General features: G+C 47.3%; 12 protein-coding genes and 1 pseudogene. 5 read left to right on the top strand and 8 right to left on the bottom strand.

Annotated features, from left to right (window positions below; all coding sequences use genetic code 11):
- The first annotated feature begins 200 nt into the window (after positions 1 to 200).
- Positions 201 to 404, top strand: coding sequence for a hypothetical protein (locus C7E00_RS05535; protein ID WP_105303345.1), 204 nt, complete (start codon positions 201 to 203; stop codon positions 402 to 404).
- 24 nt (positions 405 to 428) lie between these two features.
- Here C7E00_RS05535 and C7E00_RS05530 read toward each other — a convergent pair whose 3' ends face one another.
- Positions 429 to 1,769 (bottom strand): coiled-coil domain-containing protein, encoded by a 1,341-nt coding sequence (locus tag C7E00_RS05530; protein WP_105303344.1) that lies wholly within the window; start codon positions 1,767 to 1,769, stop codon positions 429 to 431.
- Positions 1,770 to 1,792: 23 nt separating this feature from the next.
- A complete protein-coding gene (locus C7E00_RS05525) occupies positions 1,793 to 3,523 on the bottom strand; it encodes an ABC transporter ATP-binding protein (protein WP_105303343.1) in 1,731 nt (576 codons plus the stop codon).
- Between the two features lie 103 nt (positions 3,524 to 3,626).
- On the opposite strand from C7E00_RS05525, the gene C7E00_RS05520 reads away from it, so the two are divergent.
- The 3 genes from C7E00_RS05520 to C7E00_RS05510 are packed head-to-tail and all read left to right on the top strand — an operon-like array spanning position 3,627 to position 6,213.
- Entirely contained in the window at positions 3,627 to 4,802 is a 1,176-nt protein-coding gene (locus tag C7E00_RS05520) for a HipA domain-containing protein (protein WP_135358170.1), read from the top strand.
- Between the two features lie 21 nt (positions 4,803 to 4,823).
- Positions 4,824 to 5,447 (top strand): glycerol-3-phosphate 1-O-acyltransferase PlsY, encoded by a 624-nt coding sequence (gene plsY / locus C7E00_RS05515; protein WP_105303341.1) that lies wholly within the window; start codon positions 4,824 to 4,826, stop codon positions 5,445 to 5,447.
- A complete protein-coding gene (locus C7E00_RS05510) occupies positions 5,434 to 6,213 on the top strand; it encodes an alpha/beta hydrolase (RefSeq protein WP_167836479.1) in 780 nt (259 codons plus the stop codon). The genes plsY and C7E00_RS05510 overlap by 14 nt, the downstream gene beginning before the upstream one ends.
- Before the next feature lie 74 nt (positions 6,214 to 6,287).
- Here C7E00_RS05510 and C7E00_RS05505 read toward each other — a convergent pair whose 3' ends face one another.
- Both C7E00_RS05505 and C7E00_RS05495 read right to left on the bottom strand, forming a co-directional pair.
- On the bottom strand, positions 6,288 to 6,704 hold the full coding sequence (locus C7E00_RS05505; RefSeq protein WP_105303339.1) for an SseB family protein: 417 nt from the start codon (positions 6,702 to 6,704) through the stop codon (positions 6,288 to 6,290).
- A 275-nt stretch (positions 6,705 to 6,979) separates the two neighbouring features.
- Positions 6,980 to 8,239: an RNA-guided endonuclease InsQ/TnpB family protein gene (locus tag C7E00_RS05495; protein WP_105303337.1), complete on the bottom strand. Its 1,260-nt coding sequence runs from the start codon at positions 8,237 to 8,239 to the stop codon at positions 6,980 to 6,982.
- A gap of 108 nt (positions 8,240 to 8,347) precedes the next feature.
- Between C7E00_RS05495 and cls the strand changes: the two genes are divergently transcribed.
- Positions 8,348 to 9,874, top strand: a complete 1,527-nt coding sequence (gene cls, locus C7E00_RS05490) for a cardiolipin synthase (protein ID WP_105303336.1) — start codon at positions 8,348 to 8,350, stop codon at positions 9,872 to 9,874.
- On the opposite strand, the gene C7E00_RS05485 is transcribed toward cls, so the two are convergent.
- The 4 genes and pseudogenes from C7E00_RS05485 to C7E00_RS05475 all read right to left on the bottom strand — a co-directional run bounded on the left by C7E00_RS05485 (position 9,849) and on the right by C7E00_RS05475 (position 13,972).
- Positions 9,849 to 10,319 (bottom strand): low molecular weight protein-tyrosine-phosphatase, encoded by a 471-nt coding sequence (locus C7E00_RS05485; protein ID WP_105303335.1) that lies wholly within the window; start codon positions 10,317 to 10,319, stop codon positions 9,849 to 9,851. The two genes, cls and C7E00_RS05485, sit on opposite strands and share 26 nt — an antisense overlap.
- Positions 10,320 to 10,381: 62 nt before the next feature.
- A complete protein-coding gene (locus C7E00_RS05480) occupies positions 10,382 to 11,437 on the bottom strand; it encodes a site-specific integrase (protein WP_338022641.1) in 1,056 nt (351 codons plus the stop codon).
- 63 nt (positions 11,438 to 11,500) lie between these two features.
- A pseudogene (locus C7E00_RS16665) lies at positions 11,501 to 11,620 on the bottom strand (integrase DNA-binding domain-containing protein); the annotation flags it as partial.
- A gap of 12 nt (positions 11,621 to 11,632) precedes the next feature.
- Positions 11,633 to 13,972 (bottom strand): hypothetical protein, encoded by a 2,340-nt coding sequence (locus C7E00_RS05475; protein WP_105303333.1) that lies wholly within the window; start codon positions 13,970 to 13,972, stop codon positions 11,633 to 11,635.
- Positions 13,973 to 14,142 lie beyond the last annotated feature (170 nt).

The raw sequence follows: 14,142 nt of genomic DNA, 5'->3' as shown, positions 1-14,142 counted from the left end.
AATCGGAACAGTAGAACTGGCAGAGCGCATCGGCACCATCGCGTATTCCCTCTCACCCGTTTCCTGGTCCTGATCGGAATGAGTGCGTTCACTTTCCTCTCGCTTCTGAACTCGGAACATCTCATCCTGAAAGAGGCCCTGAAACAGAAAAACCCGGATCTTCAGGTCCTGGAGAAATGCGGGTTCAAGGAAGATCCGTCGTGATACCGGCAACGAAACAGCTAGCCGATCAGGGCTTGTTTTCCGGGAAAAGAGTCTATGACCTCAGTGTGCTTTACGGAACAGATGCGGAATCTGATGGTTCCTCTGCTGTGATGAAACTGAAAGATTCTTCCTATCAGCTTGTGCTGAACCTGTCCGAAGACGGTGAGAAAATGATCTCTGCAGCGCTGGCAGAACAATAAAACGCCAGATTGCCTGACGTTTCGTTACAGATAGATATATCCGATGATCGATCCTTTCCGCCAGGAGGCAAGCCATCCTTCGCGGTAGCTTCCGAGGTAGTTTCCTTCCTTGACGTAGATATTGTCTCCATCTACAGCAGTCACGTAGCCGACATGCCATCCCCATACAATGAGGGAATTCGCTCTGGGCGAAGAACCGGTGGAATAACCGCTGGCTGCCGCATTAGCAAGCCATTCCCCTGCATTCCCCCACCTAGGCAGAGAGATGCCGATCGCATCATGAACCAGCTGCCACGCACTCCACGTGCAGTTGCTCCAGCCGCCGTAATACGGATTTCCGCCGGAATTTCCGGAAGAAGGAGTCGTATTCGAAGAAGAACTGCTGCTGGAGGAGGAGCTCGAACTCGAATCCGAAGAAGAACTTGATCCGGAATCCGAAGAACTGCTTCCGGAATCAGAAGAGGAAGAGCTGGAAGCACTGTTGGCTTTCGAGGAGCTGATGCCATTCTGCACCGAACTCTGGGCAGCTTGATTGGCACTCAGAGCAGCAGAAGCACTGTTGAGATCTGACTGGGCAGAAGAAAGCTGAGCCTGATAGGAAGCCTGGGCGGCATAGAGAGAACTCGATGCAGTGACCAGTTCCGCCTGCTGCTGACCAAGCACCGCCTTGCCGGATTCCAGGTCTGACTGCAGCTGTTCGAGCTCGGATTCCTGGCTCTGCAGATCTGCTTCCATCTGATTCAGCTGATCCGTCTCGTCCTGAAGCTGCTGGAGCGTATGGCTGTCATACTGGCTGATATCAGAGAGACCGTTGGCAATCGTGATCATCTCGCTGAATGACTTGGCGCCGAGCAGCACATCGAGAATCTGATTGGTGCGCATGGTTTCCTGCTGCTTCTCCATGCGTTTCTTGACTTTCTCCTTCAGGGCCGCAATGTCATCCGTCTTCTGCTGGATCTGCACTTTGGTATCGCTGATCTGCTGCGCAATGAGAGCCGACTGCTGTTCTGCTTCGGCAATCTGGTTGTTCAGGTCTTCAATGCTCGAATTGATTTCCGAGATCTGATAGTTCAGATCGCTGATCTGAGACTGAACGGAAGAAAGCTGTTCAGATGCTGCATCTTTCCTGGACTGGGCGTCTGAAATCTGCTGCTGGAGAGAAGAATTCTGTCCCTGGATATACTGCAGATAAGCAGAGCATGCAGTCTGCTGGTCTGAGGTGAGACTGGTTCCGGAACAGAGATTATTCCAGTAGGTCGTATCCGTATAAGGAGGATTCTCATCTTCTGCTATCACCGGCACCAGCGTGATGCACATCCCCATGGCCAGTGCTGCGATCAGAATATGTGTATTCGTTTTTTTCATGCGTATTTCTGATTATACGTGCTTCAGGAGAGATCCGCAAACTGATACTCATACAGCTGCCAGTACAGGCCATGCTTCGCAAGCAGTTCCTCGCTGGTGCCGCGTTCCTTGATTCCTTCAGAAGAAACCATGATGATCTCGTCTGCTTTGCGGATCGTGGACAGACGATGGGCAACGACCAGAACGGTTCTGCCCTTGGCGAGTTCATCCAGAGACTTCTGGATCTGCATCTCGGTCGCGTTGTCCAGAGCAGACGTAGCTTCATCGAGAATCAGGATCTGCGGGTTCTTCAGGAATACTCTGGCGATGGAGATCCGCTGACGCTGGCCTCCGGAAAGGTGGACGCCGCGTTCGCCGACATTCGTATCATAGCCATCCGGCATGGCCATGATATCTTCATGAATCTCTGCTTTCTTTGCTGCTTCGATGATTTCTTCGTCGGTGGCGTCCGGATTGCCATAGGCAATATTCTCCCGGATCGTGCCGTTGAACAGGAATACATCCTGGGCAACGATGCCGATATTGCGGCGCAGAGAAGCTCTGGTCATATGACGGATATCGATGCCGTCGATCCGGATCGTGCCGGAATCAATCTCATAGAAACGAGGGATAAGGTTGCAGATGGTGGTCTTTCCGCCTCCGGAAGGACCGGCAAGACCGACGGTATGGCCCGCCGGAATATGCAGGTTCATATGGCTGATGACTTTCCGGCCGGAAGCTTCCTGGGTCTGGTAATGGAACGAGACATCTTCAAAGGAGATGTCTCCTTTCAGTCTTCCGACTTCGACTGCACCAGGATCATCCTTTTCTGACGGGATATTCATGATCTCTTCGAACCGTTCATAGCCGGAGATGCCGTCAGCAATCTGCTCATACGTCTCAACGAGCTTCTTGATCGGTGTCAGGAACATCGAGATATAAAGAAGGTAAGCAACAAAGTCGCCGGAATTGATCGAACCTGCAAAGAACATGCGGCCGCCGAAGATCACGACAACCACATACATCATGTCGGTGAAAAAGGTCATGCCGGAATTGAATAAAGCCAGATACTTATAGGAACGCTTTCTGGCTTCCACATATCTGAGATTTGTCCGGTCGAATTTCTCCATCTCCCCTTCGGTTCCGCCATAGGCTTTCGTGACCCGGATGCCGGCAATCGAAGTCTCGGTTTCGCCGTTGATCTCTCCGATTTCTACTCGATTCTGCCGGAAGGCAGCCATCTGCCCTTTCCGGATCAGGATCACAAACAGCACAGCAACGGGAAGGAATGCATACACGATGATCGTGAGCTTCAGGTTGATTCTTCCGAGCATGACTGCAGACACCGTTAACATGACCGCCGAAGTGAAGATATTTTCCGGTCCATGATGAGCCATCTCGGAGATTTCCTGCAGATCATTGGTAATGCGGGACATGATCGAGCCCGTCTTGTTTTCATCGAAAAACGAGACGGGAAGTGATTCGATGTGCTGAAAGAGATCGCGGCGCATATCTGCCTGCAGGCGGACGCCCATGATGTGGCCCCAGTAGTTGATGATGAGATTCAATAGAAGCTTGAGCAGATAGATCCCAAGCAAGGCAAAGCTCCAGCGGACCATCATATTCCAGTTTCTGTCAGGAACATACTGATTGATCATGTTGCGGACGATCAGCGGCATGAACTCATCCGCGAGTCCCACCAGAAATGCACATGCCAGATCAAGGAAAAACAGCCTGCGGTGCGGCCGGAAATACGCAGCAAATCGTTTCAGCATAGCTTTCTGCCCCCTAGTATTGCTGAAAATTATACGCTGAAATCTCACTGCTTGCATGAACTGTCTGCTCGGGTACAATAGTTCTGCGATGAATGTACTCCTGATGCACAAAGACATCCCGGTTCTGAAAGCGGATTATGATCCGGATTCCCACCTGTTCCTGAACGTGACCGAGGTTCTGAATCCTGCTCATATTCCGCCTGGTGCCGGGACGATAGTATCTGTCCTTTCCCTGAAACAGCTGAATATCTGGTATCTGCGCAGAGGCATTCCGACATATCGGGTTGGCCTGGATCATATGAAGACGGTGATCGGCTTTTCGCATCCGAGGGATCTTCTGAATGCAGACCATGCGTTATCGGTATCTGATGTCTACTGGGTGAAGCCGGAAGATTCTTCCCTGCGCTGGAAGGAGGTTTCATATTTCCGCCATCCGTTTGAAGAAGAAGGATTCCGGACGGTTTCGTTTTCCCGCAAGAAGATTGTCTGGAAGAAAGAATATGAAAGATGTCCTGGCAATACGCTGAATGGCTATCACCGCAAGGCCTGGGTACAGCGGAATCAGGATCTCGTGCTGATCAAGGGAGGATCTGCGTCCTATCAGGAAGAACCGGTGAATGAATGGCTGGCCAGCCTGATCGGAAAGCGGTTAGGCATGGAGGTCTGCAGCTATGATGTAGAAGTCTTCGAGAATCAGATCGTTTCTTCCTGCCGTTCTATGACCGATGAGAAACATGAAATGATCGGAGCCTGGGATATTCTGAAGTCGAAGCCGATTCCTGCCGGCATGTCATGGCATCGGGGCTATGTATGCATGCTGGAGAAAGCAGGAATCCCGAATGCGTCAAAGTGCGTCGATGACATGATTGTCCTGGACTATCTGATGCTGAACAGCGATCGGCATCTGAATAATTTCGGGGTTCTGAGAAACCCGGACACGCTTCAGCTGGAATCCTGCATACCGATTTTCGATACCGGAAGCGGTCTGGCATGCTTTTCTATAGACGAAGAAGTTTATGAAGAAGGTCTTTCGAGCAATGCGAAGTTCTTCGAGACGACCCGTATGAATCATGACGCGCTGATCAGCAGATGCCGGAATCTTCTGGCGTATGATTTCTCAGTACTGGAAGATGTTCCGGATCTTTATGCGAGAAAGCTTTCTTCCTGCCAGGCAGTGTCCGGAATCAGCGATTTCCGGATCAGCGAGCTGAAGAGGCTGATCACGCATCAGATCGAAGCAATCCGGATGCTTCAGAACCGGTTCCCTTTTGAGTTATAATGAATGCAATCGGAGGAACATATGAAAACTCTGCTTGTCCTGATTGTCAGTTATCTCTTCGGTTCAGTTCCATGGGGTCTTGTCATCGGAAAAGTCTTTTATCATAAGGATATCCGGAATTACGGTTCCGGAAATCTCGGTGCGACCAATGCTGGAAGAATTCTCGGCAAGCCGGCTGCGATCAGCGTCACGCTGCTGGATGCCTTCAAGGCATTCTTCTCGATGATGCTGGCATATTACGTGGCTCCGGAAGCGATTCCTTATGCAGGTCTTGCTTGCTGTGTGGGTCATTGTTTCCCGATCTTCGCACAGTTCCGGGGCGGCAAGGCAGTTGCCACGAGCTACGGATATCTGCTCGGAATCTGCGTATTTCTGACGCATCAGTATTTCTGGCAGTTCTTTTTCCCGATTATCTGCTTCTTCGCGATCCTGTGGATCTGCCGGATGGTTTCGCTTTCCTCGATTCTTTCACTGCTGATTGCGGTGATCATCAGCTTCATTCTGAAGAATCCGGTGAATCTCTCGATCTGCCTGCTTGCCCTCTGGTGCTTTGTTACCTACCGGCATAAGGCAAATATTCAGCGGATCCGCGATGGCAGTGAATCGCATATCAAGTGGATGGGAGAACGCCATGGGAAGAATTGAGGAGTTTGAGCTTCCGATTGAACCCCTTGCGCAAAGTCCGAGAAAGATCTGGGTTTATCTTCCGGATGATTATGATGAAAGCCGGAAGCGTTATCCGGTGCTGTATATGTTTGACGGGCATAATCTGTTTGATGATTCCCTGGCTACCTATGGAAAAAGCTGGGGCATCCGGGATTATCTCGATGGCGCGCACCTGCCGCTGGTCGTGATCGGACAGGACTGCAATCATACCGGAAATGCAAGGCTCGAAGAGTACAGCCCGTTTCAGCCAGATTCTCATACCTGGATCGGCAAGCTCAATGCCAAAGGAGAGATCACCGGAGAGTGGTTTGCGCATACCCTGAAACCAGCCTGTGAGAAGCGTTACCGGATTTCAAAAAACCGGAAACAGGTTGGTATTGCCGGATCGTCGATGGGCGGCCTGATGTCGATGTATATGATCGCGAAGTACAACGATCTCTATTCAAAAGCTGCCTGCGTGAGCTCGACGATGGATATCTATGCTGATCAGATCACGGATCTGATCGACCATTCCAGCTTTTCTCATGATACGAGGATCTATCTGGACTTCGGTTCTAATGAAGTGAAAGCCAAGAAAACGTTTGCCCGCTGCATGGATTATCTCCTGGAGATCAATCATGCCTACACGGAGCAGGGCTGCCATACCTTTCCGAATGTCGTTGTGGGCGGCACGCACAGCGAAGCTTCCTGGGAAACCATCGTTCCCCTGTTTCTGGAATTCCTGTATCCGGAGCTATACCGGTAAGAGCGGCGATTTCGCTGCTCTTTTTCATTGATGAAAAAACAGTCCGGCATCTGCCAGACTGCATCCGCATCGATTCAGAATTCCGCTGCCTCTGCCGGCAGGATCTGTTCCAGTACTTCTCTGGTCACCATCGGCACTTCCAGGCCGAAGCCGTAATCGATAGCTAATCCAGCACAATGCTCAGTTCCATAAACCGTTGCGATCATATCCCGGATTCCCACCAGCATCGGATGCTGGTTCTCCCCATGATTGGAAGCCTCACGGGAAGAAAAAATCATCATATAGAACTGCCCGTCGTCGCCTTCCATGCCAGAGGGATCCACATGATCCGGATCGCCTGGAATCGGATTCCCATTGATCCAGACTTCTGCATCATGTCGCACGCAATCCTCAACTGCATCGAGAATTGCATAGTAGGCTTCATCGGTTTCTTTTTCCCGGTATTGTTCTACCGCCTTCTGCAGACGGATATTCTCTCCCGCTTCACTCATCGTTGTGTACTCCTGATTTCTGCTTCCATCTTACCCGAAATTACGCCATTTGTCTTCCGATCGTGCCTGCTGCAGCAAGGAAGCTGCGATACGAGCCAGAACTTTCCCGCTCCAGGTTCTTCCGGAAGTCTTTCCCCGATTCTGAAAAAGCCAGGTCCTATCCGATCTTCTTCTCTGCATGCATGCGAACGATCAGCTCTTTCTGCAGATCAGATTCCTGCTAGATTGACACTCCCACGGTTAAAGCACGTGGGATTCCTGAGAAGTTTGATCGCTTATGCGATCCTTATTCTCAATGGGCTTGCCAATAGCCCTCTACACAGTCCCTCAATGCTGAGGTTCTGCTTACCTTTCTTCGCAATGTTGCACGCTCCGTTGATATCCGCATTGATGAGCGTGTTTTCTTTTGTGCGATACAGTCCTCGCCTGACACGCTTGCCTGAGAATGCGCCGGCATACGGATTCTTTGCATCGAATACAGGAATATCGTCGCCATCCAGGAACGATGCCTTTGATGTATACGATTCTTCCGTTTCAATGTATGCAATGCCATATCGCTCGCAAAGACACTTCAGATACGTACGAAGCTGATCAAACGGGATCTGAACGAACTTCTGATTGCTCGATTTTCCCATATTGACAGACTGCTTCTGGTCAACGTTGTGTCCTACGATGAGTGTTCCGATATCATTTTCAATGCAGAAGTCAACGATATAGCGTGCCGCCTTATGCATGTAATCCGTCACCTGCCGGTTCCGCTTGTCTGTGATACGGCTCATGCATGCTGTAAAGCCTTTAATGCGCTGATGGTCTTTGATTGAGGCGTAGTGTGCAAGCTGCTTGTTGTACCACTGGTTGATTGATTTGAGTTTACGCCCGTCCACAATGAACGGCGTCCCAGTCGTTGTTACACACGACGCAAGATTATCCAGACCAACATCAATTGCTAATGCATTGTCGGTATTCAGATTCTGCGGCTCTGCTTCCTGTTCGTAGCAATACTGAATTTTCAGTACCTTGCCGTTGAGTACAGGGAGTATTTTAATCTCACAGATCTTTTTGTCTGCAATACGTTCCGGAACAGGAATACGAATTGCGTCAAGATCAGCGTGCTGCTTTGCAAACGCCCGGCTCATCGGAATGATCAGATATCCGTTCCTGATATTGATTGCATTTGTTGACAGCACAAGCAGATATTTTCCGCCTTTGGCACGATAGTGCGGAATATGCACTTGTTTGTCGTATACGCCAGACTTCTTTTTAGAGATCAGTGCAAAGAAAGACTTGAAGCTGCGATCACAGATCCGCAGAATCTGCTGGGAAATGCCAGCCTGCAGCAGCTTGTAATTCTCATTGCCTTTGCAGAGATGGTAGTTCTCTTCATACCTCAGATACTGATGCGTCGCAAAGAAATGCTGGCGGATCTGATACAGCCCGACGTTATACAGATTGTTGGCGTATGCACACATCTCCAGAATTGCTTCATACTGATTCTTCGGCAGATGCCGAATGTAGTTTGTCTGCGTCAGATACATGTATTAACCTCCTCACTACTTAAATGATATAGTGGAGGCGGCCTGTCATCCCATGGCTGAAGCTCATGGGTTTTCTCGGCCGCGTCGTATAATTCCGAGGAGGCGGGAATGAAAAAGATTGTTCATATACTGTTCAGCCGGACTGCGATCCTGATTCTGCTGATTATTCTTGAAGGAGCTTTCATCTATTCTTCTCTGGCTTATATTCCCTCAGAGCTGATGAATGCGCTGGAAATCGGTCTGAGACTGTTCAGCCTGCTGGTTGTTCTGCTGATTGTCAGCTATTCCAGGCATCTCTCCTCGGATCTGATGTGGATTGTTCTGATCCTGATTGCACCTGCCGGAGGAATCCTGGTATGGCTGTTTCTGGAAGTTCTTGATCGATTCAGCTCTCGGATCTACAAGGAACTGCAGCAGGAAACCTCTTCCGCTGAAAAATACTACCTGCAGAACCCTGTAATTCAGAAGAAAGCCTTCCAGGATGAAGATCTGGCCGGTCAGTATCGCTTCATCAGCAGCAGTGCCGCTTTTCCGATTTATGAAAATACAGGGTTCAGATATTTCGGGCTTGGCGAGCTCGGATGGAAGCACATGCTGGAAGATCTTCGGAATGCAGAGGAATTCATCTTCCTGGAATACTTCATCATCGAGCCAGGCGTCATGTGGGATTCCATTCATGATATTCTGAAGCAGAAAGCAGCCTCCGGCGTAACGGTCCGTGTCATGTATGACGACATGGGATCGCTGAATACGCTGCCTGGAAACTACTGGAAAACGCTCAGAAAGGAAGGAATTGAATCGGTTGCGTTCAACCGCATCCACCCGCTGCTCAATGGCATCATGAATCATCGGGACCATCGCAAGATCATGGTCATCGACGGAACTGTCGCCTATTCCGGGGGCATCAATCTCGCGGATGAATATATCAATTTGAAGCATCTCCATGGCCACTGGAAAGACAATGCGATCCGGATCACCGGAGATGCAGTATGGAGCTATACCGTGCTGTTCCTCACGAACTGGAATGCATATACGCATGAAGACTCTGACTATACGATATGGAAACGGAAAGCACTGGAGGGAGTCGCCGATGGCTTCATTGCGCCATATGGAGATACTCCGCTTGATTCTCAGCTTACCGGTCAGGATGTCTATCTGAACATTCTGAATCATGCAAAGCACTACTGCTACATCTTCACTCCCTATCTGATCATCGATACGGATCTGATGAACTCCCTGATTCTGGCCGCAAAGCGCGGTGTGGATGTGCGCATGATCACCCCCGGCATCCCTGACAAGAAGATCATCTGGCGTATCACCCGCAGCTATTATCCGAATCTGATCCAGGGAGGGGTGAAAATCTATGAATATACTCCTGGTTTTGATCATGCCAAGGTGTTTGTCAGTGATGATGAAGTTGCAACGGTCGGAACCATCAACCTGGATTACCGCTCGCTTTATCTCCATTTTGAAAACGGAACGGCTTTATTCCGTTCCGCTGAAATCAATGCAATCCGGGATGACTTCCTGGAAGCCCAGAAAGTCAGTCATGAAGTTTCCATGGAGGATTGCCGGATGGGTATCTTCCGGACATTCTTCTATCTTGTTCTCAGAATTTTCGCTCCGATGATGTGAGGCTGTGCAATAAGCCTTTGCAGCCTCTCAGAATGTCCTGATAAGCCTTCTCAAAGTTTCTGGAATACCATGGGTCTTCGATTTCACGATCCGGGCTATCCGTGTACTCCATCAGAAAATGAATCTTGTGCATCGGGTCGTCTTTCACAATCCTGCGCATGCCGAACCTGTTTTCTGAATCCATTCCGATCAGCAGATCAAAGTCATCATAGTCCGTATCGTTCAGTTTCCTGGCTGCATGTGTTCCGATCAGAACACGATGTGCGGCCAGTGTTCTTCTCATCGGAGGATAAATCGGATTCCCCAGCTCTTCTGCAGAAACAGCCGCAGAATCAATGAAGAAATCCTCTGACAATCCTGCATGGCTGACCAGATCCTGCATGATATACTGTGCAGAAACAGAACGGCAGATATTGCCGTGACATACAAATAAGATCTTAATCATCTCTTCATCCCCTTAAAAAGTTCTTATTTTAAGCCATTTCTGAGGACTCAATTTTTTCAAAACTACATAACTCTACGCTTCTTGACGCCAATTTTGACGCCAATGGCGTCAGATTTGGCGTCAGCCCCATTTTCGCTCTTTTTTCTGGCGTCAGGGAGCTGTGAAATGGGACAAAAGTCGATCACGCGGCGGAGCTGTTCGGAAGCCTTATCGTAATTGGTGTGCGTGTACACATTCATCGTTACACCGACATCAGAATGTCCCATCAGATACTGCAGGTTCTTAATATCCATTCCGGCGGATGCCAGGTTCGTACAGAAGGTGTGCCGGAACACATGCGGTGTGATATGAGGAAGATCTGTCTCCGGGGAGAGCTTCTTGAACTTCTTCATGGCCCAGCGCATTTCGTTCTCGATATGCAATGCCACCTTCGGCTTCAAATCCTTATCGATCAGAAGAAAGCCGGTGTATCCATTGATGACATGTTCCTTCTCCAGCTTCGGCCTGTTGTTCACAATGTTGAGCAGGCTCTCCTCAACCTGTTCTGTCATCGGAATGTAACGGACGCCTCTCTTCGTCTTGGTCTTCTCAACGTAGTACTTTCCGTCACGTTCCCGGACCATCTGGTGATCCACATGGATCCTGTGCTTCTTGAAATCCAGATCACTGAGCGTCAGCCCACAGAACTCGCTGACTCGCATCCCGGTGCCAAGCAGCACGACAAATTCATCATAATACTTATGATATTTGGAATCATCATGAATAAAGGTCATCCAGACGTCGTACTCCTCTTCGGTCATGGCATCTCTCTGCTTGGAGTCATTGCTCACGACATCGCTTAGATTAAATAGAATTGGATTCTTCAGAATGATGTCCTCATTGCAGGCCATCTGAAATGCAGGCTTTATGACTCCACGAATTGATGTGATCGTGCTGTATCCCTTCCCCTCTTTCTGGAGGCGGACAAACCATAGCTGCGCATCCGACACGCGGATATCACGAATCTGTCTGGCTCTGAACTTGTCCTTGGCAAGGATGTTCTTCACGAAGTTATATCCTACCTTTGTTTTATACCGTACACCCTGCTTTAGGGAAGTATATCTTTCAACGAGTTCCATAACGGTTGTCGCATCCTCTGCATAGTTAATATTCGCGGCCTTTGCGGCATTGATTTTGTCTTCCTTTTTTCGCAGTTCAACCAGCGTTTCTGCGTAAACACATCTGCGCTTTCCTAAGGCATCGGTGTAACGGTAATCGTCACGGCCGTCATTGCGGTAGCTTTCGCCTGCTCGAAGCACCCGGCCTTTATTGTCTTAAAAAAGTCCGTTTTCAGCTCTTTTTCTTTCCCACTCCGAATCATGAGTGTATCTACGATACATGGCATAGAAAATTTCTGCTGTTTTAGGATAAAGTGTGCAAAGGTAATCTGCTGTTTTCAAATAATCATTCGCCATGTCTCTCTCTTCTCTTCCGGCGGTTGGCGTGAATAATCCACGTTTATTGAATAGCTCACACTCATACTCTTCCAGAAGCGACTTATCTGCTACTTTCTCGATTATTTCCCTAACTTCTTCGCATGGATAATAACCATCTTCTCCTACGGGAGCATAGGCAAATAGTCTTCCCAATAGCATGCCGAATAAATCCTTTTGATTATTAGAGGTAAGTAGAATTAGAAATCTCTCAACCCATTTTTCAAGATCTGAATAGTGAACATGCCCATCTTCCTCGCCCGGACAAAACTTGGCTTTATCATATAATCTATAAATAACTTGGACCAATTGTTGATTTTCCTGGCTTAAATTATCTTGTGAAGTCTCTCCTTCCCGACGAAAGATTATCGATGCCATCTCTGCGTACAACTCTGGTTCATGTTTTATCTCTTGTTGGAAACATCTCATGTCTTCCCAATCCAAAACATAAAAGAAGTTCATTTCAACATGGGCTAGTTTTGCACTTCTTGTTTCATCATTTATAAACGCTGCCTGCAATGGTTTTAGCAGTTCTTTCAAGTAATAGTCCGTCATGGAATCTATGTTTCCTCGCTCCATTGTATCGATATAAATGAATCTGTCATAAAGCTGTTCCAGTGTAGGCTTCAGTTCCCTGCTATAACTGTATAGCAGGTTTACGTAAGTATTCACCGTTCCATATTTACTGCACTCATGAATTGCCCAATCCATATTTCTGATTGAACACCACCGAAAATCTTTCCAGAAACTGCGTTTCATTTCTGTTGTTTCCTTGTCGATAAGAGGTGTTCCTTCGGTATATACAGACTCTATTCTATACAATGTAGTCAGGTAGCTATCTGGAATCTTTATCTGATCTGACAACGCTGTAACTGAATGAAATACATCAACTCCTTTTCTCGCCAAACCCTCGACATAATCAGTAGCCATAATGTGCTTTTCTTCGGATTCAAATAATGCAATAAACACATTCTTGTCAAAATTAATACCATCCCAGTATTCTGACATAACGCTGCCAAGAGTCGATCTGTCACCATGAGCACATAACTCTGAAAGCAATTTCAGATTAATGTGTTTTTCTTTAATCTCCTGAATCTTAGACTTGTAAAGTTCCTTTGTTTTCTGTTCATTCGACTCTCTTTTATCATCTTCGTCATATGGAACAGGATCCATAATCACCCCATCATAAGCAGGTCTAAAATAATATTCGTAATCGTACTCAGGACACGAAACGGAAATCATGTCCAGTACACCAAGGAGCTCCTCAATTCTTTCCTCACCCATAGCCCATTCTGCGGATGCAAAATATCTATGCTTGTATATGAGCTTTCTAATATAATCCTTAATCAATATTTTCTCAGAGTCATCCATCTGAGACAGCTCAAATTGAAGTCTATCAATAATAGATTTTCTCAAGTTATCATCAACTTCATGGAATATACTGAGCATTTTATTCCATCTGTCTGGAGAAAATTCAGTATGAGAAATCAACAGCTTCAAGTATCCCCTATTGGTTTGTTGCATTTCTCTTGTATCTGTAGAACGTTCTTCCATGTGCTCTCTATACTGAGGATGGTTCAATGCCCCCCAGATACTAGGATGATTCGTTGGAAGTGCTTCAAATATAATATTCCATGCATTCTTATCGCTACTTATGGCTTTAGAGGCAACTCTTATTTTTTCACCACTGGTAGAAAATGCTGAAAAGTTATACCAAGTGCAAAAAACCTTATTCAAAATATCTTTGGGATTATTAGATTTGTAATCATATGACAGACTATCAAGATATAATAACCATTCCAAGGCAGACGCTGCATATTCTCGTTGAACAAGAAGTTCCTCAATTCCCCACAGTATCTCAATATAATCATTACGCCCAAAAATGAAATCTGCCGACTGATTTTCGAACAGCTCAAACAAGCCTGTTGATGCACTCTTTTCAAGGGATAACTTTTCCAGCACTGCCTTAGGTGATACTTCACACAAATCGACAAAAAAATGAGATAGATAATGCCATTGGTCTGCCGTTTGAATATAGTCCAGTACCTTTTCTATAAGAATGTCTAGTTTTTCTTGACATTGTCTATCATTTTTATAAAAGGCTTTCATTATAAGGCTACGAATCATACCTTTCCTGATGATCGATGACCAGAAAAGCCTTTCACCTTTAAACTGAGCCATCAGCTTTTCTTGAGCTGAATAATTAAAAAGCTTTTCAGACTCATTAATTACTTCGATAAATATCCCTTGGAATTGCTTGTTACGCCTCTAATATTATGTCTATTAGCAGCTCAGGTTGTTTGTCCATGGGCTGCTCTTTATAATGGCCTTAACTGAGAAAGGAAAAGTCC

The organism is Anaerolactibacter massiliensis (assembly GCF_900290205.1).
Taxonomy (GTDB): Bacteria; Bacillota_I; Bacilli_A; order Erysipelotrichales; family Erysipelotrichaceae; genus Bulleidia; species Bulleidia intestinalis.
The sequence above is the reverse complement of the archived record's forward strand: the minus strand, read 5'-3'. Positions and strand labels throughout refer to the sequence as shown.